General features: G+C 41.2%; 18 protein-coding genes and 2 pseudogenes. 3 read left to right on the top strand and 17 right to left on the bottom strand.

All coding sequences use genetic code 11. The annotated features are described in order from the left end of the window. Positions 1-739 precede the first annotated feature (739 nt). The 15 genes and pseudogenes from ACNKW3_RS17600 to ACNKW3_RS17530 all read right to left on the bottom strand — a co-directional run bounded on the left by ACNKW3_RS17600 (position 740) and on the right by ACNKW3_RS17530 (position 17,538). Positions 740-1,546, bottom strand: coding sequence for a hypothetical protein (locus ACNKW3_RS17600; protein ID WP_427400637.1), 807 nt, complete (start codon positions 1,544-1,546; stop codon positions 740-742). Between the two features lie 186 nt (positions 1,547-1,732). After that, positions 1,733-2,344, bottom strand: coding sequence for a molybdenum cofactor guanylyltransferase (mobA, locus tag ACNKW3_RS17595; protein WP_427400636.1), 612 nt, complete (start codon positions 2,342-2,344; stop codon positions 1,733-1,735). A 15-nt stretch (positions 2,345-2,359) separates the two neighbouring features. Then, positions 2,360-3,571, bottom strand: a complete 1,212-nt coding sequence (locus tag ACNKW3_RS17590; protein WP_427400635.1) for an alginate export family protein — start codon at positions 3,569-3,571, stop codon at positions 2,360-2,362. Positions 3,572-3,651: 80 nt separating this feature from the next. After that, entirely contained in the window at positions 3,652-4,494 is an 843-nt protein-coding gene (locus ACNKW3_RS17585) for an ABC transporter ATP-binding protein (protein ID WP_427400634.1), read from the bottom strand. A gap of 24 nt (positions 4,495-4,518) precedes the next feature. Further along, positions 4,519-5,457, bottom strand: coding sequence for an ABC transporter permease (locus tag ACNKW3_RS17580; RefSeq protein WP_427400642.1), 939 nt, complete (start codon positions 5,455-5,457; stop codon positions 4,519-4,521). 80 nt (positions 5,458-5,537) lie between these two features. After that, positions 5,538-6,857: a CmpA/NrtA family ABC transporter substrate-binding protein gene (locus ACNKW3_RS17575; RefSeq protein ID WP_427400641.1), complete on the bottom strand. Its 1,320-nt coding sequence runs from the start codon at positions 6,855-6,857 to the stop codon at positions 5,538-5,540. A 328-nt stretch (positions 6,858-7,185) separates the two neighbouring features. Beyond that, positions 7,186-8,175: a glycosyl transferase family protein gene (locus ACNKW3_RS17570; protein WP_427400633.1), complete on the bottom strand. Its 990-nt coding sequence runs from the start codon at positions 8,173-8,175 to the stop codon at positions 7,186-7,188. Continuing rightward, entirely contained in the window at positions 8,156-9,046 is an 891-nt protein-coding gene (gene cobA, locus ACNKW3_RS17565) for a uroporphyrinogen-III C-methyltransferase (RefSeq protein WP_427400632.1), read from the bottom strand. The genes ACNKW3_RS17570 and cobA overlap by 20 nt, the downstream gene beginning before the upstream one ends. Continuing rightward, positions 9,030-9,344, bottom strand: a complete 315-nt coding sequence (locus ACNKW3_RS17560; RefSeq protein ID WP_427400640.1) for a (2Fe-2S)-binding protein — start codon at positions 9,342-9,344, stop codon at positions 9,030-9,032. Before ACNKW3_RS17560 ends, cobA begins: the two co-directional genes overlap by 17 nt. 315 nt (positions 9,345-9,659) lie before the next feature. Continuing rightward, positions 9,660-9,977, bottom strand: a pseudogene (locus tag ACNKW3_RS17555) (molybdopterin dinucleotide binding domain-containing protein); the annotation flags it as partial. A gap of 324 nt (positions 9,978-10,301) precedes the next feature. Continuing rightward, positions 10,302-11,783, bottom strand: a pseudogene (locus tag ACNKW3_RS17550) (molybdopterin-dependent oxidoreductase); the annotation flags it as partial. 10 nt (positions 11,784-11,793) lie between these two features. After that, the gene (gene nirD / locus ACNKW3_RS17545; protein ID WP_427400631.1) at positions 11,794-12,144 is read right to left on the bottom strand and encodes a nitrite reductase small subunit NirD; all 351 of its coding nucleotides are present in this window, start codon (positions 12,142-12,144) and stop codon (positions 11,794-11,796) included. A gap of 10 nt (positions 12,145-12,154) precedes the next feature. Then, the gene (gene nirB, locus ACNKW3_RS17540; protein WP_427400630.1) at positions 12,155-14,698 is read right to left on the bottom strand and encodes a nitrite reductase large subunit NirB; all 2,544 of its coding nucleotides are present in this window, start codon (positions 14,696-14,698) and stop codon (positions 12,155-12,157) included. 264 nt (positions 14,699-14,962) lie between these two features. Next, complete coding sequence (locus tag ACNKW3_RS17535; protein WP_427400629.1) at positions 14,963-16,600, bottom strand: protein kinase domain-containing protein; 1,638 nt, start codon at positions 16,598-16,600, stop codon at positions 14,963-14,965. Positions 16,601-16,674: 74 nt separating this feature from the next. Further along, positions 16,675-17,538, bottom strand: a complete 864-nt coding sequence (locus tag ACNKW3_RS17530) for a formate/nitrite transporter family protein (RefSeq protein ID WP_427400628.1) — start codon at positions 17,536-17,538, stop codon at positions 16,675-16,677. Between the two features lie 489 nt (positions 17,539-18,027). Between ACNKW3_RS17530 and ACNKW3_RS17525 the strand changes: the two genes are divergently transcribed. After that, positions 18,028-19,314 (top strand): nitrate- and nitrite sensing domain-containing protein, encoded by a 1,287-nt coding sequence (locus tag ACNKW3_RS17525; protein WP_427400627.1) that lies wholly within the window; start codon positions 18,028-18,030, stop codon positions 19,312-19,314. Between the two features lie 264 nt (positions 19,315-19,578). Here ACNKW3_RS17525 and ACNKW3_RS17520 read toward each other — a convergent pair whose 3' ends face one another. Then, positions 19,579-20,478, bottom strand: a complete 900-nt coding sequence (locus ACNKW3_RS17520) for a choice-of-anchor A family protein (RefSeq protein ID WP_427400626.1) — start codon at positions 20,476-20,478, stop codon at positions 19,579-19,581. A gap of 236 nt (positions 20,479-20,714) precedes the next feature. Continuing rightward, complete coding sequence (locus ACNKW3_RS17515; protein ID WP_427400625.1) at positions 20,715-21,329, bottom strand: TetR family transcriptional regulator; 615 nt, start codon at positions 21,327-21,329, stop codon at positions 20,715-20,717. A gap of 133 nt (positions 21,330-21,462) precedes the next feature. On the opposite strand from ACNKW3_RS17515, the gene ACNKW3_RS17510 reads away from it, so the two are divergent. After that, a complete protein-coding gene (locus ACNKW3_RS17510) occupies positions 21,463-22,623 on the top strand; it encodes an efflux RND transporter periplasmic adaptor subunit (protein WP_427400624.1) in 1,161 nt (386 codons plus the stop codon). 20 nt (positions 22,624-22,643) lie between these two features. Further along, positions 22,644-25,766 carry an efflux RND transporter permease subunit gene (locus ACNKW3_RS17505; protein WP_427400623.1) on the top strand — a complete coding sequence of 1,041 codons (3,123 nt, stop codon included), beginning with the start codon at positions 22,644-22,646 and terminating at the stop codon, positions 25,764-25,766. Positions 25,767-25,943: the final 177 nt, after the last annotated feature.

The raw sequence follows: 25,943 nt of genomic DNA, 5'->3' as shown, positions 1-25,943 counted from the left end.
TTTTTGTCACCTAATCCTGATATGCTAAACAGCATACCATCTCTTGTTAGGTGGCCAAACTAACTATGCCACTACAATTGGGTAGTTATCCGGCAGTGGGGTTTATCGAAGGGTGCCTATAAAATATAACAATCGCATCTTGAGCGGCCATTTCGTGGTCTGGGACCTCCGTTTCGGCGCTTTGCGCATACTCTTCGGCCCCAAATGCGGACGTTATTGTTGGATTTCGGAAGCGTATGTGTAAAACGTTAATATTATTTCAATTTTCTATTTTCTGTTGTTGCGAGAGCAGAAGGATTAGTTGTGGATCTAGCATATTCTAATAAAAATACTAAATACTAAATACTAAATACGCATACGTGTTCGATATTAGTAATGGTGAGGTAAATGATTATAGTGGCGAAAAGAGGCTTGATAACTTACCTCTTAATAATGGTTACTCAATCAAAGAGCCACACCTAAGATATGAAAACAACAAAATACTGGATGCAGAGTAGTCTTGTTCCAAGGAAGTTATAAGGATAAAGATATTGTAATTGTTAGAAAGACAAGTAACTCATTTTCAAATCCATGGAAGTTGCTACGGGCTATTGCTGACCATCCTGTACCTGTTACCACGATAACAGCGCTTGTTTTGTGATGGTACATATTTATGTAGCGATTCGAGAGGACATTATGTCTCGTCAATCATTGGTCAGCACAATGGTTAGCAGCTGGCGCACTTTTAAGGACAATCGCACTACGGATGACGATTCAACTCACTGTGATTCGTCGTGTTCAATATCAAAAAATCACCATGTAATTTATATTGTGTGGTGATTTTTTCTTTTTCAACCACGACAGATTCGTCTTGAGTTTTCTCAATTTTTTCAGGGGCTTTTTCTACTGTTTTGATGCTCAGTTTTTCAATAGATTTAATCCCTTGAATATAAAAAGCAGTCGCCTTACCAGTTTCTGTATCAAAGGTAATTACATAGTTATTTGTTGTCCCTAAAAGAGTTGTTTGTAATTTTTCTTGCTGGTCTGGGAAGCTTATTTCAACCATAGATCCTTCCCCGTCAAGAATATTTTCTGCTTCTTGAGATGCAAACACAAACACATAGACAAACAGAGATATCGCTATGATAAATAGGGTTGTTTTCATGTAGTCTTTACGCTTCTTCGGCGCCCATAGAACCCACATGAGTATTCGAAACCGAAAGGGAAGTTTATCTCCTGAATACTTTTCCAGTGTGCGAGCCCTATATCTGTTACCAACATCGGCGAGATAGAAGATGACAAGAAGAAGTAAAAAGACAATAACGATGTCTGGGTTTTTAATTGGCGTCGCCAAAATATCTTCGAACGTAACGAGCTGCAGAATATTCACGTTCAATTGACTATACATAATATGCAAATAGCACATACTAGACAGTACCAACAGCAGATAACTTATCGCAAGCGCGATACCAGTGGAATTTCTTGCAAATCTAAATATCTCATCGAATAAATATAAGTTTTTAAGATCTTCGGGATCCGTCTGCTTTTGAGGCTCTATATCTTCCATGTTGTTTACCAATTCTCTTGCTTAAGGACCAGTATATCACGTTAGTACCTAGGGTTGCGTTTAATAGCTGGACCGATATTTACACAATGAAATAGTAAGAGAAAGTCGACGAATCATGGCTTCTATTATTTTGAGTATTAACAGTTACAAGCACAAGCTAGATTATTAAGTTAAAATAAACTCGTCCTAACGAAATTTACCTGCTTTTTCTGCGTCTTCAGGAGTGTTAACGTTGATTAATTCGAACGTACTATTTTTAAATTCAATGGAATGAGCACCTAATTCTGCCAGCAAGTACTTAACAGATGGAGAATCGGATAATTGTAAGCAGCGAGCTGCGGCAGTTATCGTTTTAGTATTTATCGGCACTACAAGCGGCAGGTAATTATTTAAATAAAAAGTCCCTTTGTTTAACAATTTATATTGGGATATTAAATACTCAATAGACTCAGCGGAAAGCAGAGGCATATCTACTGGCATAACTAGTGCGTAAAGTGAGGGGAGTTTTTCAAAATCGATGTCGGCAAAAAAACTCAGCATTTCGCAAATAGCACTAGCAGGGCCGCTATTGGGCGAAGATTCAGTTATATCAGCTGATTCACCTCCTAAAATAAAATGACCATTTAAGGGAAGGGCATCACACAATGCCTGAGTTGTTTCAAGCATTGTGTGTTGATTGACTACAACCTTAGATTTATCTTGTCCCATTCGTCGCGACTGCCCACCCGCTAAAATAAAACCTAGGCTATAGTGAGGTGGTTGTGTTAGCTGCAACCGAATGTTTTCAATAATATCCATATTGTCTGTCGTAAATTAAAATTTAGTAGATACCCATACCCAAAGTTTATCAGTATCTACTTTAATGTCACCTGCAGAATAGTTCGCGTATTTAATCCCCACATTAAAGTGTTCAGCAACTTTTGTTGTGTAGACTAAATTTATTTCACTTCCTAAATCATCAACTGTTGATGAGCTCTCATCAGCATCAAATTTGTGATAAACCGCTGTCCATTTTCCGCCGGCTAGCTTACCGGATACTGTTGCAGATAAATCTTTTAACCCTTGTGTTGGGGTTGCTAGGAATTGATCTGACCAACCATTGAATTTGTGAAGTGTTGCCAATGGGGTAGAAAATCCAAAGTTTCCGTCATCTGAACCTAGTACTTCATAGCCAAGTTTTAACGTGACAAATGATAAGGCTACTCCACCCTCAAGGAATAAATAACTAGCGTCAAAATCCGCAGCTGCAGTTTCAGATGATTGTTGAGCAAATTCAGCCGTGTATAGCAGCTTTCCGAAATCCGCTTTGTAAGCACCAGAATACCGGATACCATAAGTGTCTAGCGCATTATCAGTATTATTATCGACTTCTAGCAAATAAGCATAGCCAGTAAGTTTGCCATAGTCTGTGCTGTAGCTTAGGTTCAATAAATGATCTTTGGCATCTAAATCTGCGGCTTCTGCAAAGATGCGATTACGTTGGTCGATATAAGCATAAAATGCATTTAATTTGTCATTGATTTTGTAATTTACTGACACCGCATCGAAGGTTTGACGATCTTGGCGCCATCCCACATGACCAACAAATCGATGAGAATCCAAGGTAATCACTTGGCGGCCCACTTTGACTGTGTAATCACTACCGCGATATTGCACATAAGCTTGGTCAAGCTCGGTAGTTTCAGGATCAGCAATGACAGAATATTCACCCACATTGTAACCTGTAGGGCCTACTGTGTAATCGCCTTGACCCAAAACAATGCGGCTGTCTTCGGCTTCAAAATTAAATGAGAAGCCTTTGTATTCACCGCTCTCAATGCCAACAAAGGTGCGTAATGTTAAGGCGTCAGCATCTTGCAAACTATTATCTTGTGAAACCGACTCGTAACGCAAGTTCATGTTAATACTTGCTTTGAGTTTTGATAAAGCATCAAACCATTCCGCAGCTTGTACAGAAGGTGCAAAAGTCATGGCAACTAAGCTTGCAACAGAGGTCAATTTTATTAATGAATGTGAGGTTTTCATGTGTTGTTCCTAAATTTAGCGTGAAAAATCCTGGCCTGGTGCATAAGTGCCAAGCTAACTATCTGTTTTTAAATGATTAATTAAGCTGCGTTATTCTTCTTTACGGATGCAGTTTTACCTTTATGAGAACTTACAGTTTCAATCTTCTTTTGCTTTTCGTACAAGAAGGTTAATACTTCGTGTCGATAATGGTTGTACTGGGGATTATCTGCCAATGACAATCTATCTCTTGGCCTTTCCAGTTCAACATCTAAGATTTCACCTATGGTGGCTGAAGGTCCATTGGTCATCATCACTATGCGATCTGAAAGTAAAACCGCTTCGTCCACATCATGGGTGATCATGATGACGGTATTGCCTAAGTCAGCATGAATTTCCATTAGCGAATCTTGCAAATGTGCGCGAGTTAAAGCATCTAGCGCACCAAAAGGCTCATCCATCAATAGCACTTTGGGCTCCATGGCGAGGGCGCGAGCAATACCAACTCGTTGTTTCATACCACCTGAAATTTCAGAGGGCAATTTGTCCAATGCATGGGTCATATGAACCAGCTCTAGGTTGTGTGTTACCCAATCTCGCACTTCTTGTTTAGATTTAGTTTTCTGTGTCTGCTTTACTGCAAGTTCGACGTTTTTATACACAGACAACCACGGCAGTAAAGAATGGTTTTGAAACACTACCGCTCTTTCTGGCCCCGGTTCTTTAACTTCAGCGCCATCCAAAATAACACCACCAGTAGTAGCCTGATGTAATCCAGCGACAATGTTTAAGACAGTAGACTTTCCGCACCCCGAATGACCAATGAGGGAGATAAACTCACCTTTTTTGATTTTCAGATTAACGTCCGTCAAGGCATTAAATGGCCCTTTTGGCGTTGGGAAATCTATGCCAACTTGAGTAAGTTCTAAATGTTTAGGTTGCATAATAAGATTCCTTTTGTTGGTCATTTAGCGCAATACTGCGTTTTTGTCCCAGCTGACATAACGCTGGATGGTTAACATTAAACGGTCAAGTAAGAACCCAATGATACCTATGGTAATCACCGCTACCATGATGCGGGATAATGATTCAGATGAACCATTTTGGAATTCATCCCACACAAATTTCCCAAGTCCAGGGTTTTGGGCAAGCATTTCAGCTGCGATCAACACCATCCAACCGATGCCGAGTGACAAACGTAACCCGGTGAAAATCATTGGAATAGAGGCCGGTAGCACAATCTTTTGCACATGGCTTAACGGCTTTAAACGCAACACTTTACTTACATTGACCAAGTCTGAATCAATATTAGAAACACCCACTGCGGTATTGATCAACGTAGGCCATAAGCAGCATAAAGACACCGTAAACGCCGATGTAATAAACGACTTTGAAAACATAGGATCTTCGCTGATATAAACCGCACTCACTACCATGGTCACTAGAGGTAACCATGCTAGAGGAGATACTGGCTTAAATATTTGAATTAGCGGATTCATAGCTGCGTAGGCAGAACGACTCAAACCACATAAAATCCCGACAGGTACTGCTATTATGCTCGCAATGAAAAAGCCAACCATTACTGTGTATAAACTTGTCCAAATTTGATCAAAGAAGGTAGGAGCTCCAGTGTAAGGACGAATCTTCGGCACATAAGTTGGGTCTTTTGCCACACGTGCGGCATTGCGCTCTTCTTGACGACTATAAAAATCATCCGCTTTTTCCCGTTGTTGATTGTGCTCATCAATCAAAGTCAGCGCTTGTTCAAACACTTGGGTAGGTCCAGGAAATTGACCTAACGAAGTGTCGATAGATTTTGCAACGCCGCTCCAAATTCCAAGAAATAATAGAATTCCGATAAAAGGCATTATCAGTTTAGGTCCTGAATTTAGCATGCTTGAAATCATACTTTTTCCTTGAAGTTTACCTGTGTAGCGTACTACTTGTGCCGAATTATTCATGATCTTATCTCTCGTTAGAGATTAGGTTAAAGAACTGTATCTCCCTTCAACCCAATCGGAAATTTGTTTAAGTATTCGTTTGGTTTAGTGCCGTCGAATACCACTTCATCGATGAATTCACTTTGTGGTGGTTTGAATCCTGTCTCGGTATCAAAATCTGGGAAATCTTCGGCGTTTGCTTTACCTTCTGCGATAAGAGATTTGGCTGCTGCAGCGTAGATATCCGGACGATAAACACTTTTAGCTGTTTTCATAAACCAATCATCTGACTTAGGTTGTGAAATTTGTCCCCAACGACGCATTTGAGTTAAATACCAAATCGCATCACTGTAATAAGGGTAGGTCGCGTTGTAACGGAAGAAAACGTTGAAATCAGGAACTTCACGCTTATCGCCTTTTTCGTATTCAAAAGTACCTGTCATGCTGTTAGCGATAACTTCTGCATCAGCGCCGACATAACTTGCTTTCGCAAGAATCTCTACTGCTTTGCCACGATTCGCGTTATTGTTTTCATCTAACCACATAGCGGCACGAATCATAGCTTTTACTACACGAATATGGGTATTTGGATTTTCTTCAGCCCAAGATTTACTAACACCAAACACTTTTTCTGGGTTATTTTTCCAGATTTCATAGTCGGTGATGACAGGTACACCAATACCTTTAAACACAGCTTGTTGGTTCCAAGGTTCACCCACACAGTAACCATAAATTGTGCCTTGCTCCATGGTTGCTGGCATCTGCGGAGGAGGTGTTACCGATAATAGTGCTTCAGCGTCAATAATACCTGTAGTATCAGATTCGCCAGCGTAATATCCAGGATGTATTCCACCAGCCGCTAACCAATAACGCAGTTCATAGTTGTGAGTAGAAACAGGGAATACCATACCCATTTTGAAAGGGTTACCCGCACTGCGATAACTATCTACCACAGGCTTTAAATAGTTCGCTTTAATCGGATGCACAGGCTTACCATTTTCATGGGGAATATTGGGTTTCATCTGTTCCCACACTTTATTAGAAACCGTTATACCGTTACCGTTTAGATCCATGCTGAAAGCAGTGATAATGTGAGCTTTTGTACCATAGCCTATAGTTGCGCCTAAAGGCTGACCGGCAAGCATGTGCGCGCCGTCAAGTTGCCCATCGATAACGCGGTCTAGCAATACTTTCCAGTTTGCTTGAGCTTCTAAAGTCACATAAAGACCTTCATCTTCAAAGTAGCCATTTTCATAAGCAATTGCTAATGGCGCCATGTCAGTGAGCTTAATAAAGCCGAATTTAAGTTCTTCTTTTTCTGGCCATCCCAACTCTTCAGCGTTTGCAACAGTTGCTGAACTCATCATTACAGAAGCAAGGATTGTTACCGAGCTTACTGCCAGTTTCATTTTGTTTTTGAAATTTGTGTAAAACATTTACTTTCCTTAAGCCAAAAAAAAACCCACGTGCTTACGAAGAAATTCTTCGATTACACGTGGGCTTCGTTGCCGAAATGTTTCGCTTAATGATTAACTCAAACAGCGAAACAAACTAATTTTAATTTTCTATGAATTTCATAAGGCATAATTAGTGCCAACTTGAAAATATCAATAAAAACAATAGGATACATTTTGGGTGAAAAGGCTTTTATTTGAAAATGGCCCAATCTAGTGCACCGGATGCACAAAAAGTAACCTAATGGAATGGCAGCGCTTCTTTATTGCGCATCTGCCAGTATTGCTCGGCTTTACTAATTGCCTGCTCAATATTGAGGTTTTCAAGTAACATCAGATAACCGGAAAGTGAAGCGATAACAGCTTGTTCGCCGTATCCGTGAGAGAATTTACCTCGCCAAACGGAGAGCATAGTGTCGCTAGTGAACCCTTGTTCTTTTAACGCCCAACCTTTTGCCTCAGGCAGATTTATTTTCTCGATCGTGCCTGACCGAGTAAAATATAGATGGGTATCACGATCACGATTTATTTCTGGATCGCCACCGTCTCCACGAAATACTAGAGAAGCTTGATCTGTAAATGTTTGATTTACTGCTGCATGTCTTTCATCTAAATGCGTGTGGTATACCCCTTGAATAGCAAAGGGAGCCTTACTAGGATTTAGTAATCTAGCAAGGGTATTGGCACAAGAACGCAAACCGAATAATTCACGCATTTTTATAATACGATCTAGTGGTTTTAGTGCAATGCCCAAATCTAGATAGCAAACCCCAAATTGATCTACGTCTTTTTGAGCTTTTTCTATTGAATCAGCAAGAGGTAAACCTAAGGCGGGCAAAGCATGACTGGCATAGTAGCGTTGAGAACCAGGTTCTGAGGCGCCATGCAAACATATTCGATAGCCAGCTTGTACTAGCAAGGCAACGCTTAATAAATACCAAGGAAGTTGGCGTCGCTTGCCTGCATAACAACCGATATCAAGATTGAATTTACATTCTGAAAGTTGGGGGGAAACACGTTCTCTACAGGCTTGAATAAAGCCTTTTAATTCATCTACAGATTCTTCTTGCATCCTTAATAACATTAAAAACGCGCCGGCCTGTTCTGGCGCTATTTTTTCATCCAGAAGTTGTGACATTGCATCATAAGCTTCTTCAAAGGTCAGATGGCGAGCGCCTCTCTGACCTTTACCTATGGCCTTAATATAATCACTAAAGGGTACATTTCTCATACGAATAGTCTAATAAATCTATGGATACCGCTTGGCGACAAGCTACCACTTGACCAATAACCACTAAAGCAGGGCCCTTGATTGTAGCTAAAGCAACGCGTTCACTGATATCGCTGATAGAACCTGTGATAACTTGTTGATCATTACAGCACGCGTTATCTATTACCGCAACAGGAATACTAGTGTCGATGCCCGCATCCATTAATTTTTCAGACAATTGTTTGAGTTTTTTTAATCCCATGTATACAACCGTAGTTTCATGCACGGAGCTTTTGGCAATAGCAGACCAGTCAGCTTGTTTCTTCGGGTTCTCAAATTGAGCTGTTATTAAACGCACCGATTTTGCACAACGACGATCAGTCAATGGAATGCCTGTATAAGCAGAGGCCCCAGACGCCGCAGTAATGCCAGGCACTATTGCAAACGGAATCCCCGCTTTCTGCAAAGCAGTGGTTTCTTCGCTAGTGCGAGCAAAAATAGCGGGATCTCCGCCTTTTAATCGTACTACACGTTTTCCTTCAAGCCCTAAAGATACTAAGCGTTCACATATTTTTTCTTGTGGCATGCTATGCTGACCACAACGTTTACCAACAAACTCTCTGGCCACATGACGAGGAATACAATTAAGCACAGATTCATCTACTAGCCAATCAAACAGCACAACATCGGCTGTTTGTAATAAACGATAAGCTTTCATGGTTAAAAGCTCTGCATCGCCAGGCCCTGCACCGACGATAAATACCTCTCCGATTCGAGCTGAAACTTCAGTCTTGTCTATTACCTTGCTAAGGTAACCAGCGGAAAACATAGACTGTAACCGTAAAGCTCCTTGCACAAATGGCGCAGCAATTTTATCAAATAACAGATTCATTTTCGGTTTCCTTAGTGGAAGCAAGCGGCGTTTTCGCGCTTGTATATTTAATAAGGCTGGCGAGTTCTGATTTGCAAGAACCACAGTTAGTGCCGCACTTAAGTGCTTTACCAAGACCTGCAACTGTTTCAACGCCTTGATTTATGGCATCAGTGATGGTTTTCTCACGAACACCATGACAACTACAAACCAACTTACCGAGTCTAAAAGCTTCATCAGCTTGATGTTCTAATAGACCATTAATTTGTTCAGGTGTTAGCTGTTTCTCTTGGGTATATAAACTGTCTAACCAATCCATGGGGATGTCTACATAGGCGTCAGACAACATGATAACTAACACTAGTTTGTCTTGTTTAGTGACCACAATAGTTGCCTTATTGGCACTTTGATAACTAGTCCATTGTGTATCTGTAGGTAAACATGACATCACATCAGCACAAAAGGTCATCAACTCGCTACTATCGGCAATATCAGAACCCATGTTCTCTATTGTTGGGGTATCTAACCAGTAGTCGCATTTGCGTTTAATTTCGGCTAAATAAGTGGCGTTTCCATATAATTTCCCATAGGTGTTATAAGAAACTGGAGTTAAATTTACCGCCGCGTGTTTTAACTCTGGTTGTCCAGAAAGCGGATCATTTGCACCTGTTAATAAAGCGCCCACTTTACAATGAGATCCCCAGGTAGCAGACCAGTGAAAGGGTGCAAAACATTCACCTTTTCGCTGGCCGTTATCAAATTTTGCAGGCAATACGACCTTTATTTCTTGGTTGCAAGCTGAAGATAGGGCTACTAATTGGCCCTCTTTAATTCCAACAGATTTAGCATCTAAGGGATGAATGCTTAACCAAGGACGGTCCAAATGTTTGAGTAATCTTGGGGCATTTCCCGTACGCGTCATTGTGTGCCACTGGTCACGAATACGCCCCGTGTTCAATATGTAGGGGTACTCACTGCTAGTTTGTTGTTCAGGTAATTTAGGTGTGATGCTAATGAATTTTGCTTTTTTGTCTTGGGTATAAAATTTGCCATTGGCGAACAATCTAGCATTATTGCTCTGTTGATTGTTTAATGGCCATTGCACCGGGCGCAGATTATCGTATTCTCCGCGGGATAAGGTTGCTAGCGAACCTAAGTCTAAAGCTCTACTGCCATGGTTATTCGCTGCGGTTAAGGCGCAATGTTCGGTAAAAATATCAACCGGATGTTGGTAATCAAATGCCTTTTCAAACCCCATAGCGCGAGCAACCAAAGATATTATTTCCCAATCATGCTTTGCTTGTCCGGTAGGAATGACTAATCCTCTTTGACGAGATATACGTCGTTCAGAATTGGTGACTGTGCCGTTCTTTTCTGACCAACCGGTTGCAGGTAATGCGATGTCGGCAAATTGCAAAGTGTCATTGGTAGCGGCTGTTTCTGATACTATGACCAATTCACATTTTTTTAGCGCAGCTTCAATCAGAGCTCTGTTGGGCATGCTGGCTACTGGATTTGTCGCCATTATCCAAATACATTTTACCTTTCCTTCAGCGACCGCTTTAAACATGTCGACGGCACGTAAACCTGGCTGATTGACTAAATTAGGTGCTTGCCAAAATCGTTTTACTGTTGTGTGATGCTCTGGATTTTCAATATCCATGTGTGCAGCAAGCACGTTAGATAAACCGCCAACTTCTCGTCCTCCCATGGCATTAGGCTGTCCAGTGATAGAAAACGGCCCACATCCGTCTCGACCAATTTTACCGGTGGCTAAATGACAATTAATAATCGCATTTCCCTTGTCAACGCCGCTGGTGGACTGATTAATTCCCATTGAAAAAAAGGTTACAACCCGAGGAAGTTGGCTAAACCATTGATATAACGTTTGAATAGTATGAATTGGTAAATCACAGCTTTGCGCTACTTGTTCCAGTGTCCATGGTGCTGCAGCTTCAATAGCAGATTCGAATCCCGATGTTGAAGTTTGGATAAAATCCGAATCTAAATGATTATTTTCATGCAAGAAATGTAATAAACCACAAAATAACGCACTATCTGAACCTGCTTTTAAACCAAGATGTAAATCTGCGATACTAGTGCTGTCTGTTGCTCTAGGGTCAACGACCACTATTTTCATCTGCGGATTGCGTAATTTAGCGCGTTCCATTCGTTGAAATAAAACCGGGTGCGTCCAGGCCGCGTTGCTACCAACTAAAATAAGTAAATCAGTGTGCTCTAGATCTTCATAATTGCAGGGGACAATGTCCTCACCAAAGGCTCTTTTATGAGCTACCACTGCTGAAGACATACAGAGTCGAGAATTGGTGTCTATGTTCGCGCTACCAATAAAGCCTTTCATAAACTTATTGGCAACATAGTAATCTTCAGTCAACAATTGACCTGAACCATAGATGGCCATAGCCTCTGGACCGTATTCCTTGACGATATGCGATATTTTTTCAGCCACAGTAGAGATTGCTGTATCCCAACTTACTTGTTTTCCAAAAACAGTAGGATTTAACAGTCGTTTTTCTGGACTTAAGGTTTCCAACAAGTGAGTGCCTTTAATGCACAAGCGTCCAAAATTTGCTGGATGATCTGAACTTCCAGTTAAATCTCGTAATCCAAATTCTTCTTTGTTGTCAGCAATTACGTCGACGCCACAACCAACACCACAATAAGGGCAGGTCGTTTGCAACAGCCTTTCATTGTGTTGTCCAGTAATAGGCAATTGGTTTGTTAGCGCCGCGTACACAGTTGTATCCTCAGATTTCAATCAAAACACGATCGTTTTCAATATGTACAGGAAAGGTTTGCACTTTAACGTCATCACGTTCAATACAATTTCCTGACGCAAGATCATAGTGCTCTTTATAGAGGGGAGAGGCGACTACAATTTTTTCTTTAAGCGTACCTACAATACCGCGATACAAGACGTTGGCTTGACCAATAGGGTCCCAGTTACTAATGGCAAAATAGAGTGTTTCCTGTCCAGTAGATACTGTAAAAATTGCAACTTGCATCCCGTCAACCAAGGCACAAACTCCGCTATTAATTACCAAATCATCAAGATGACAAATATCGTGAATATTTTGAGTGTTGGCTTGTGTAAGCATTTAATTTCTCCTAAACAATAGCTACTGGAATTGCTTTTCCAGCAGCATATTTTTCAGCATTGGTAGCTGGACGAATTTGTTCTCTTTCAGATACAAACTGAATGTTGCTATCTTTTTCATCGCTGTTAACGAACTGACGGAAACGTTTTAATGCTTCTGGCGATTCAATAGTCGTTTTCCATTCACATTGGTAGCTATCAGTAATGAGCTGCATTTGTGCTTCTAGTTCATCACAAATACCAAGAGCGTCATCAATAACTACAGATTTTAGATAATCCAAACCGCCTTCAAGATTTTCCATCCACACCGAGGTGCGTTGTAAACGGTCCGCTGTTTTTGCGTAGAACATTAGGACTCTATCGATATATTTAACCAAGGTCTCATCATCTAAATCAGTAGCGAATAAGTCGGCGTGACGAGGTTTCATACCACCGTTTCCGCAGACATATAGATTCCAGCCATTTTCGGTAGCAATAACACCTATGTCTTTGCCTTGAGCCTCGGCACATTCGCGGGTACAGCCTGAAACCGCAAATTTTATCTTGTGTGGCGCTCTTAAACCTTTGTAACGGTTTTCCAAATCAATGGCTTTGGTAACAGAATCTTGCACGCCATAACGACACCAAGTGCTACCGACACAAGATTTTACTGTTCTAAGTGCTTTGGCATAGGCGTGGCCTGTTTCAAATCCACCTTCAACTAAGGCTTGCCAAATAGCGGGTAGTTGTTCGACGCGTGCACCAAACAAATCAATACGTTGTCCGCCAGTGATCTTGGTATATAAGTTGTATTTTTTAGCGACTTCACCCAATAAAATTAGTTTATCAGGTGTGATCTCACCACCAGCAACGCGCGGAACAATGGAATAGGTTCCGTCTTTTTGCATATTACCTAAATAGGTGTCGTTGGTGTCTTGCAGCGGCTGATGCTGGCGAGCCAAAACATAGTCATTCCAAACAGACGCAAAGATAGAACCAGCAGCTGGCTTACAAATATCACAACCCAACCCTGTTCCATGTTTTTCAAGTAGCTCGTCAAAGCTTTTGATGCCGCCAACTTGAATTAAATGATATAGCTCTTGACGAGTAAAATCGAAATGTTCACAGATAGCTTTAGAAACTTCTACGCCACGTTTTTCCAATTCGCTATCGACAATGTTTTTCAACAAAGCAGCACAACCACCACAACCCGTGCTCGCTTTAGTGGAGGATTTTACATCGCCTAAAGAGCAACAACCGCCGTCGATGGCACCCACAATGTCACCTTTGGAAACATTGTGGCATGAACAAATAGTGGCAGTGTCGCCTAGAGCATCTGCACCCAATAAAGGTGCGTCGCCAGAAGAGGGCAATATGAGCGCTTGAGGACTTTCAGGAAGCGCGATGCCATTTAACGAATACTGCAATAATGTATCGTAATCGCTGGTATCACCGATTAATACCGCTCCAAGTACCAATGAGCGATTTGCATCTACAACTAGCTTTTTATAAACGCCTGCAGGTTGATCGTGATAGGTATACACTTGAGCCCCTGGAGTACGGACGTGGGCATCACCAATTGAACCTACTTCAACTCCCATGAGTTTAAGTTTGGTACTCATATCTGCACCGGTAAAAGCGCCTTCGTTACCGGATATATCTGCCACAGCAGCGCGGGCCATAGCGTAACCAGGTGCCACTAATCCATAAATACGTTTTTCCCATAGTGCGCATTCACCAATAGCGTAAATATCGTTGTCAGATGTTTTACATTGGTTGTCTATGACTATGCCGCCGCGCTCGCCAATCACAAGACCAAATTCTTTTGCTAATTGGTCACTTGGACGAATACCCGCAGAAAATAAGACCAAGTCGGTTTCTAAGTGTGAACCATCAGCAAATTTCATGCGGTAACGGCTATGTTGACCTTTTTCGATCACTTCAGTTGCTTTTTGGGTGTGTACTGTTACCCCTAAAGCTTCAATTTTTTGCTTTAATAAATCACCGCCCATAGGGTCAAGTTGCACGGCCATCAATTGTGGGGCGAACTCCACCACGTGAGTTTCTAAACCCGCTTGTTTAAGTGCATTTGCCGCTTCTAAGCCTAACAACCCACCGCCGACGACTACACCAATTTTACTTTGTTGAGCAGAGGCGCTGATGGCTTCAAGATCCTCAATGGTGCGATAGACCAAACAATGAGGTTGGTCATTACCCGGAATTGGTGGAACAAAAGGATAAGAACCAGTGGCGAGTACTAATTTATCGTAGGAATAAGTATTGCCGTCTTTGGTAGTAACTACTTTACTGTCACGATCAATATCTGTAACCCAAGCATTAGTAACAGCTTCAACTCCCCAGTCTTGGTAAGTTTTTTCATCAGTCAAAGCTAAATCTTCAGCGGTTTTACCTGAAAAATAAGAGGATAAATATACTCTGTCATATGCCAGACGGCTTTCTCCGCTCAGCACGGTTATACGGCAGTTATATTCACTGTTTACAAGTTGTTCAACAAAGTGATGGCCTACCATGCCATTGCCGATCACTACAATGTGTTGTTGCGAAGAATGATTCATTTTATTCACCTATTTTTGAGGCAAAAAAAAACCCACAACCTTTAAGGTTGTGGGCTTCGTTGCCTATTTAAGCTTTTACTAAATTGTTTGTGTTTTAGACTCTCAATTCGCTTGAGAAACTAAAAAACGGTGTTGAGTTCAATACAAGTTATGTGCCAATACTATTTTGCTTTAAATAACAAATAGATAAGGGATAAAGAGCGTAAAGCAGTAAGCTTTTTCGCACCAACAACAAGCAAATGCATCCTTTTTTTGGTGCATTTGTTAACTTTGGTAGTGTATTAACACAATTATGAGAAGTACAAACAATATACCTGAAACACTCTGCCAAAATTTCACTGGATGGCGTTCAATCAATGGTAAATTATCTCTATATGCTGGGTTTGGATGGCGTAAGTCATAGACAAATTCAGACAAGCTCGGGTATCTTTTATTCGCTCGTGGCTGACAGGCTCTTTTCAAACATGAATCCACCCATACAGGCACATTTATGTTTCTTTCGAACAAACTGATATAGCGTAACTTATTCATATTTTGATAATTAGATTGTCGCGCTACCTTAGTATTGAACGGATACTCTCCAGACAGTAGATAATAAAATAACACGGCTAGAGAAAACTGATCCGCTTGTTCATTGGGCCAGATGCCGATGAAGTATTCCGGGGCAGCAAAAAGTAAATCCCCAGGAATAAACAACTGTTCATCGCTGGATAAAAAATTATGCCCACATATACTGGCTGCACCCAGATCAATAATAGTTAGTATGCCCTCATCATCAATCAATATATTGTCGGGACGAATATCCTGATGTAATACACCTCGTCGATGAATTGCAGTAAAGGCATTGGTCAGTTGTGTCGCCCAATCCCTGACTTGTTCCAGTGAGGCTGGGCCATTGTCATCTATCCATTGGCGTAAACTTTTACCCTCAATATATTCCAACATTACATAGAATCTGCTACGGCTAGAGGTAAAATTACTGCAACGAATTACTTGAGGATGCTTGATTTTTTTAGCTAACCACTCTTCTTTGGCGAATTCATCTAAATAAGGTAAATTCGCTTGCATGCTGATAGCAGGGATTTTAATTACCGCGGATTTACCGTCATCAATGTGTTGGGCTAAAAATACCTGACTTCGATCAGAGCGATGCAATTCACGAATGACACGCCAGTTATCCAATAAAGTGCCGGATTCAAGTGACTTTACAAAGGGCAAATAACCCTCGGGTGAGTAGTTTGGATAATGATCTGAAGTACTTAGTACATTGATAATGGCCAAACTAATATTGTCATCACTGCCAGCATCTAAACATTTTTGTGCAATCATGCTACAACAGCAATCAAGGTCTTCTTTATTATCATTGAAGATTGCTAGCCAATCATCCGGCTCAAGAAATTCAGACACACCATCTGTCATCAACACGAAGGAGTCATCTGGTTCAATGTCCATGATTATAATATCAACGTTTAAATTTGGGCGAATCCCTAGGGCATTACTTAAATAATAGTTACCATCCTCTCCTTGTTGTCTGTGGGCTTTTGTACAAAGAGAGACTTGATTTTGGCGTATTCTGTATATTGCACTGTCACCGCAGTGCAATAAGACGGCTTGTTGACCGAACAAAATTAAGGCACTGAAAGTGCAAACATATCCTTTGTTGGGATTTTCTTGATAGGGACTAAGCTGGGTTTTAACATAAAGTTGCGTATTAATTGTTTCGAGAACTCTTTGTGCTGCGCGCTGAGGCGACCAAATGTCACTAGTAAGTAAATAGTCACTTACAAAATTAGCAACAGCATCTTGACTAGCATATTGGCTTACTTGGCTACTGCTTATGCCATCCGCAATGGCAGCAACAATTCCGCGGCGTTCAAGATCAAATAAATCAGGCACTGTCACCTTTAGACAGTCCTGATTTATTGATTTTGCGCCTTTAGAGGAAAAAGATCCCTGACGACATTTGAGCATATAATTTAAACTTTATCGCTAACCTTAGAAGCTAATACTGGGTCTACAGAACCACCTTTAGTTAACGTGCGTTTTGGTGCAGTGCGAACGTGAGTAGTGTATAGCGTTAAACCAGTAAACAATAGACCACCTACTAAGTTACCCAGTGCAGTTGGAATTTCATTCCAAATGAAATAATCCATGATTGAAAAATCACCGCCCATGATCAAACCGAAGGGGAACAAGAACATGTTTACTACTGAATGTTCAAAGCCCATGAAGAAGAACAGCATAATTGGCATCCACATAGCCAAAACTTTACCACTCACATGAGTTGAAATCATAGCACCGACAACACCCATAGAGACCATCCAGTTACACAACATGCCGCGGATGAAAATGGTAATCCAACCTGCTACGCCATATTCAGCATAACCAACGGTTCTGGCTTCACCAATACTTGCTACTTTAGCTGCAATTGCGCCACCATCAGTGTTGTAACCCATAGTAAAGATGAATGACATCATAAATGCGACAGTCAATGCGCCAGCGAAATTACCTAGAAATACCAGTCCCCAGTTGCGAAGAATTTGTGGCCAAGTCACCCCTGGGCGCTTAGCTAACCAAGCCAATGGCGCTAATACAAAAACACCGGTTAACAAGTCGAATCCCATTAGGTATAGCATACAAAAGCCAACCGGGAATAAAATTGCGCCGATTAAGAATACACCAGTTTGTACGGCAACAAAGACCGCGAAAACTGCTGCCAATGCCAAAATGGCACCAGCCATATACGCGCGGATCAAAGTATCACGCGTTGACATATAAATTTTAGATTCACCAGCATCGACCATTTTGGTCGCAAATTCTGAAGGAAGTAAATAAGCCATTTTAGTCCCCTAACTTAATAATTAAACGAAAGCCCACAAACACTTTGGCTATTTTTTAAGGCAAAAAAAAACGCCCGCAACCGCTCCTTTTGGAGAGTGTGCGGACGTCTTTATCCGAAAAAAAATTTGTTAACCTAAACAAGGTTTGCTGATTTTCATTATACAAAAACAGTGCCAAAACCATCAGTTAAACCACATGTTAAACAAATTCAATTAGTTAACTTCAGAAACCGGAAGTATCAGACATAATCTAATAACTATAGTCGTCACATTTCTGCGCTAAAATAGGTCAAGACATCCCAATATCGGTGCGTAACCGCACTCTTTTGTTGGGTGTCCATTGTCAAAAATGCTAAAAATAATACGTAAAAACGCCGAATTTACGCTAAATGCACAGTAAATAACACGAAACAGCATTGCTCTCAAAATAGGAATAACATTTGCTTTAGTTTTTTTAGGCACCAAGATTCCAATTGAGTGGATCTATTTATGAACACACATAGTGATATTACAAAACGCTTTTTACTCTCTGCTAAACATCAGGAGATACAGGCGCTACATCATTTATCACTCAATTGTAAAACCGTAAAGGCCGTAAAAGATATTATCCACCAGTTGCAAAAAGAAAGGGGAATTAGCAACGTCTATTTAGGATCAAAAGCTGAACTATTTGCCGAAAACCGTCTTAAACAAATAATCGCTAGTGAAGAAAGCGAACAACATCTACGTAGCCTATTAAAATCTCTTTATTTGGGCCGAATGGACAACGGACAATCGATGCGGCTACTGGGTAGCATCACATTTGCATTACAGGGCATGGATCATCTACCTAATTTACGCGAGAAAATACACCAACAGCAACTGTCACCACTAGAGTCAACAAATGCCTATTGTCGATTAATTGCGGGCTTACTTGATGTAATATTTGAAGCGGCTGATGTTGCCAGCGATCCAAAAATCACCCGCTTACTCGTTGCGTTATTTAATTTTATGCAAGGTAAAGAATTTGCAGGGCAAGAGCGGGCATGGGGTGCCATTGGCTTTTCAGAAAGCCACTTCGATTCCGATCTTTGTGAGCGTATAAGCTCACTGACAGAATCCCAAACCCACTGTTTTGAAACTTTCATTAAATTTGCAGACAGTGAAGAGTTATCGATGTGGGATATTCAACAAAAAAATGAGATATCAGCACAAATTAGTCAACTCAGACATATGATTTGTGGGTTGGCATCAGGTCAGGCATGTTCCCAAGAGCTTAGCGAGGTGTGGTACGACATTGCTACTAAGCGCATTGATGCCATGCAAAAAATTGAGGAACACCTAACTGAGCGGCTAACAGAGCAAGCGAATGAACGTATCAAACAAGCAGAAGAAGAACTACGTAATCATAAGCTTTTACTCGATTCATTGAACAATAGCGCTCCTCATAATGATGCGCCGGTAACTATGCTATTTGATACGACAGTAAGAGGATTACACGGAGTCGATGTTAATCAAAATACAATCACTGAAACGGGCAACATGTCAGTGCATAAGTCATTTTACGATCTTATTCGAGGACAAGCACAGCATATTCAGGACATGTCGAACGAGTTAGCAGCTGCAAAGGAAGCTCTAAGCGAACAAAAAGTAATAGATAGAGCTAAGCTTCTGTTAATGCAGCATATGAAGATTACCGAACAACAAGCATTCAAAGAATTAAGGTCTACCGCAATGGAACAGAACGTACGAATTGCTGACCTTGCACAGCGGATTGTCAGCCGCATGAATCAATAATTGAATTGTGTAGTACCCCATCATTCTATCCGAGTCTCTCGGAGCGGTATTAAGTAGATGTGAAAGATAGGCCCATCTGTTAGATGTACCCTATGACAGGCAATATACGTGGAATCATTCGACCAAATCCTACACATAAAGTTAACTTGAGATGTATAAAAATAAAGCCAAAGCCCTCAATTCAAATAGAGGGCTTTATAAATTTACGTAAAGTAAACGGCTTGCTTAACTAGCGGAACATGAAATTAGAACTCAATTCACATATTAAGCAAATCTGCGGCGGATTAATATGCCGGCAAATAAACTCAAAATGAGTATCGACATGGTAGGTGAGCTGACTTCGATATTTGATGTAGGAGGGGGCGTACTGGTTAAAAACTGATGAAACTCTGCAGAGCCTTCATAAGATTTTGCTGCCACACCACCATCGAATACACACCCGCCGCTGAGTTCCGCGTTTATAGCTAATACCGCGCCGTACATACAAATACTATTGAAATTAATAGAGGAAGCATCAGCAAAGTTCCAGATAATATTATTAGCGCCTAAATTTCTGAAACCATCAGTAATATTTACGCCACCCGCAACATTAACGTTTTCTCCATGCACGTTAATCACCACAGTTGAGGCATTACCATAGGCTAATTTTAAAGTAGTGTTTTGGGCAAACACTTGATCAAAATTGACTTCAAATATCGCTAGTTCATCAGAACCTGTGTAAGTTAAATAGCCAGCATTAAAAACGCCATTACTTGTAAGTCCAGCTAAATATGAGCTTTGAGTTAGAAGGTCTGCTACTAGACCATCAATGCTCAGATCATTATCATGAGAAACGCTACCACCACTGTTCATATTTACATTGCCAACATTGAGCGCACTTCCATAGGTAAGATTACCTCTGTTGATATTTAAATTTGCCGCATTTATGTCGCCTACAACTGAAAGACTATTGGCGATAGGAATATCTCGCGTGCCAAAGGTGGGAGAATGACCATAAGCAACTAATTCACCACCAATAAATGAAGCACCTTCAACTTCACCACCATGATAAACATAGTCACCGGATAAGATTAGGTTGTATTCGCTCAATGGAGAGCTAATTGAATGTGAGCTTATCGCTAAGGTGCAAAGCAAGAGCGCGCTTTTTAGTGTTTTTAAACACATGGTTTTATCCTTTACTGATGTTACTGCTAAATAGGTATCGGATTTATTAAGGTAAATCTGAACGTAATAAGACAATAAAGAGGGCAGCCACAAACTAGCCCATGTCTAAAATATGCAGTTGCAATTATTGAGCCCAAATTGAAATACACAATAAAAACAATAGATTGGAAATTTACCTTGCAAAGGTATGAGGTCTGACCATGTGATCTGATAAAAAAGCTGACATTCGCTCTTGATTATTCGGCTTTGATCCCAGCAAAAAGTAATTTTAGTAGGGCCTTACCGTCTTTAGCAATATCAACTCCGCTTGGCGCTTCTAGGTATTCCATAACAATTCCGCGGATAAAACTCTGCAATGCAATACCTAACAAACGAGGGTCAACAGTTGTAGATAAATTTCCTTTAGCGGAAGCTTTTTCAAAATAAGTGGCAAAGGTACTAATAGTTTTTTGTTTGCTTAATAAGAACTTTTCTTTACTTAGTTGAAAATCTCCCGAATAGTCACATTTGAGCAAAAACAACGTCAGCAATTTTCGTTTTTGCTCATCTTGATCCAATTCGGTAAGTATATCAGTACATATGGAAAGCAGTTGATCAGCTGGATCGTCATGAGAGAGTTCTAAACCTTCTAGAACACGTTCAATAAAAGGTTTATGCAGTTGTTCATGCAGGGCATCGAAGATTTCTATTTTGTTCGAAAAATGCCAGTAAATTGCACCACGTGTTACATCTGCGGCTTTCGCAATTTTATCTAATGACGCTCTAGCGACACCTTCTGCAATAAAAACGTCAATTGCAGCGTTTAATATAGCGACTCGGGTTTCTTCTGCTTCTAATTTTGTGCGACGCATAAGTACCTTTTTCTTTGACAACATACATACATGTATGTATATTACTACTAAGTTTATTATTTGTCTAACCTGTAAATTTATTATTTACTAAGGTTAAAAAATTACAGACACTTCAGAGTTCGAGAAAATTTATATGAAACAAAAACTTAAGTTATCCTTCATGTTTGCAGTAATTGCATTGGCAGCAGGATGTTCTGGCCAAGGCGAAGAAAACGCAGCAATGGGTGCTCAAGGAATGCCACCACCAAAAGTATCTGTGATTTCATTAGAAACGCAATTAATTGCAAATGAAGTAGCCCTTCCGGGCCGTATTACACCTTACCGACAGTCACAAGTACGTCCTCAAGTAGATGGTGTCATCACAAAACGCTTGTTTGAAGAAGGTGCGCATGTTGAGCAAGGTGAGCAATTGTATCAAATCGATGATGCTAGATATAAAGCGCAGCTGAATGCTGCTGTTGCTGATGTCAAAAGTGCGCAAGCTAATTTAAATACGTTAGATGCGCGATTAACTCGCTATCAAGATTTGATTAAGAAAAACGCCATTAGCCAACAAGAATTTGATGACGTTAAAGCCCAACGTGAACAAGCGGTAGCAGCAATAAGTGTTGCTGAAGCTGCAGTAGAATTAGCAAGAGTTAACCTAAACTATACCAAGATGTATGCGCCAATCAGCGGTCAAATTAGCCGCTCTTTCGTTACAGAAGGTGCTTTAGTTAACGCTAACCAGAGTCAGCAATTAGCAACGATTACACAGCTTCACCCTATTTTTGTTGATATGCAGGAGTCTGGGAGCGCCATTCTGGATATTCGTAGACAGTTAAGCAAAGAGAAAGAGTTACCGGTTAAGTTAACCCTTGATGAAGTGACAGGTGAAGTATTTAATCAAACGGGTAAGTTAAAATTCTCAGAAGTGACAGTAGATCAAACAACGGGCTCGGTTACTTTGCGTGCCGAAATTCCAAATCCAGAAAGCTTGTTAATGCCCGGCTTATTTGTAAAAGCACATGTGGTTTTGGATACATCGCCTGAGTTATTAGTCCCACAACGAGCGACCACGCGCCAGCCTGACGGCTCATTAAAAGTATTTGTCGTTAATAGCAGTGACCAAGTAGAAGGTCGCACCTTAAAATCAAGCCGAACCTATAAAGACCAATACGTGGTGGAGGGAGGCCTAAATGAGGGGGACCGCGTAATAGTGACTGGATACCAAAAAACCAGTGAAGGTATGACGGTAACGCCTATCGCTTGGCAGCGCAACTCTGAAGACAAAGTACTTACAGCTCAACGATAATAAATAGGACTTTTTAGAATATGGCTAGATTTTTTATTGACCGTCCTGTTTTTGCTTGGGTGCTCGCAATAATTACTATGATGACGGGCGCATTGGCAATATATTCGTTGCCAATTGAACAATATCCAAAAGTAGCTCCACCTTCGGTGGCTATTTCCGCAACTTATCCTGGTGCTTCTGCTGAAACCATTGAGAACTCAGTGACGCAAATTATTGAGCAGAATTTGTCAGGTATCGATAATTTACGTTATTTCTCAGCGAGTAGCTCAAACGGCACCATGTCTGTGAACTTGACCTTTGCGCCAGGCACCGACCCGGATATCGCTCAGGTACAAACGCAGAATAAAGTGCAACGCGCTTTGCCTTTGTTGCCCCAATCTGTGCAACAACAAGGGGTAACAGTTACTAAATCGAATGATTCGTTTGCCTTGGTGGTTGGCTTTTATTCTAAAAATGAAGCCTATGACCAATATGCACTTAGTGACATGCTGATTTCTCAATATCGCGACCCTATTTCTCGAGTAAATGGTGTTGGTAATGTGCGCGTATTCGGCGCCCAGCGTTCAATGCGTATTTGGTTAGATCCAAACAAATTATATAGTTTTAATCTAACGCCCTTAGATGTTCAAAACGCCGTTCAAACCCAAAATACTGACGTTTCTGCTGGACAACTTGGTGGCTTGCCGTCTATTCAAGGTCAGCAAATTAATGCCACTATTCAAGCGCAATCAAGGCTACAAACGGTTAAAGATTTTGAGAATATTGTATTGCGGGTTAACACCGATGGTTCTCAAGTAAGAGTAAGAGACATTGCTCGAGTTGAGTTAGGCGCTGAATCCTATGATGTAATTGTACGTTATAGCCGTTACCCAGCATCAGGTATGGCAGTTAGTTTGGCTTCTGGTGCAAACGCATTAGAAACAATTGAAGCGGTAAAAGCCAAAGTAGAAGAGCTTAGCGCTAATTTGCCTGACGACGTTAAACTAATATATCCACTCGATAGCTCCCCATTTATTGAATTATCCATAGAATCAGTGGTTTACACCTTAGTGGAAGCCGTGGTGCTAGTGTTCTTGGTAATGTTATTGTTCCTACAAAACTGGCGTGCGACCTTAATTCCTACCATAGCAGTTCCGGTGGTGTTATTAGGTACCTTCGGTGTGCTTTATGCGTTTGGTTTTAGTATCAATGTGCTGACTATGTTTGCCATGGTATTGGCAATAGGTTTGTTGGTGGATGATGCCATTGTAGTAGTTGAGAACGTTGAACGTATTATGGAAGAAGAAGGGTTGTCTCCTGTTGAAGCGACCAAGAAATCCATGACGCAAATTACAGGTGCCTTGATTGGTATCGCTGTGGTGTTATCTACCGTATTCGTTCCTATGGCATTCTTTAGTGGATCTGCCGGTGGAATTTATCGCCAGTTCTCCATCACTATAGTGTCAGCAATGACCTTCTCAGTGTTAGTGGCAATTGTACTATCGCCTTCATTGTGTGCCACCTTATTGAAAAAGCATGCGCCTGATCACGATAAGAACAAGGGCTTTTTCGGAGGATTCAATCGTTTATTTAATCGCGGTCGTGATCGCTACGAGAAAACCTCATCTCACATGGCGGCTAGATTCAAACGTTATCTGGTAGTTTATGGCTTGCTAGTAGGTGGCTTGGTCATGATCTTCAGTCAGCTTCCGGGTTCTTTCTTGCCAAACGAAGACCAAGGGCGATTGTTTGTACTAATCAATACGCCGCCAGGGTCGACTGCGACTAGAACCTTAGAGTCTGTTAAGCAAGTGGAAGATTTCTTTTTAGATCAACAAGGCGAAGCAGTTAACGGTATGTTTGCTGTGGTCGGATTCAGCTTTTCGGGATCTGCACAAAATGCAGGTATGGCGTTCTTAAATCTTAAAGATTGGTCTGATCGCGAAGATGAAAATCAGTCGGCTGGCGCTATAGTGAATCAAGCCTTTGGCGCTTTAATGCAACTACAAGATGCTACCGCATTCCCTATTTTACCGCCTCCAATTATGGAATTAGGTAATGCTACTGGATTTGATTTACAACTTGTAGACCGCGCTGGTAATGGACACCAAGCCCTAATGAATGCGCGTAATCAGTTATTAGGCATGGCTGCACAAAATCCTAAGCTAGCGGGTGTTCGGCCAAATGGTTTGTCAGATGTGCCGCAATTCAAAGTGAATATCGATAGTGAAAAGGCTTCAGCTTTAGGAGTGTCATTGAGCGAAATTAACGCCTCTTTACAGATTGCTTGGGGTTCCAGCTATGTGAACGACTTTATCGATCGAGGGCGTATCAAGCGCGTTTATCTGCAAGCCGATGCAGCTCACCGTATGACACCAGATGACTTGGATAAATGGTACGTGCGTAACAATCAAGGCGAAATGGTAGCCTTTAGTGCCTTTTCTACCACTGAATGGACTTATGGCTCGCCTCGGTTAGAACGTTTCAACGGTTTGCCATCGGTTAACATTCAAGGTAGTCCAGCTCCTGGTATTTCCAGTGGGGAAGCCATGGATGAAATGGTCAAACTCGTTGGTCAATTACCGCCTGGATTTGGCATTGAATGGTCGGGATTATCTTATGAAGAGAAACAGGCTGGGTCTCAGGCGCCATTATTATACGCTATTTCGATAATGGTGGTTTTCTTGTGTCTAGCGGCTCTTTATGAGAGTTGGGCTGTCCCATTTTCGGTGATTTTAGTTGTGCCATTGGGTATTCTCGGCTCAGTGACAGCGGCCTACCTGTTTGGTTTACCTAACGACGTGTACCTGCAGGTAGCCTTCTTAACCACAGTAGGATTAGCATCTAAAAATGCTATTTTGATTGTTGAATTTGCAAAGGCGCAAGTGGAAGAAGGAGTTCCTCTAATGGAAGCAGTATCCACGGCCGCAGCGCAGCGTTTTAGGCCTATTTTGATGACCTCAATGGCATTTATTTTAGGTGTAACACCACTTGCCATAGCCAGCGGTGCAGGTGCTGCCTCGCAAAATGCCATAGGTATTGCGGTAATGGGCGGTATGTTAGCTGCAACATTTATTGCCATCTTATTCGTGCCTATGTTCTACGTTATGGTGGAAAAAATATTCAGCCCTGGTAAACCCGACGAGGTTTCGGAAAAAGAATAACCTAGGTTTAAAAGGCCGCCTAATTAGGCGGCCTTTTTATTTCTCGACCAATAAACCTGCCTAATAGTGTTAAATTTGAAAGTTAAAGTGTATTAAGACTTAAGTCTGCTAAGCTTTATCTTTGGTTCTTAAGTATTCAATATATAGAGTTTTCTAAGTGAGCGTGCAGGACACATA

The organism is Glaciecola sp. 1036 (genome assembly GCF_050306235.1).
Taxonomy (GTDB): Bacteria; Pseudomonadota; Gammaproteobacteria; order Enterobacterales; family Alteromonadaceae; genus Glaciecola.
Note: the sequence above shows the minus strand (reverse complement) of the source record. Positions and strands in the feature narration are given on the sequence as shown.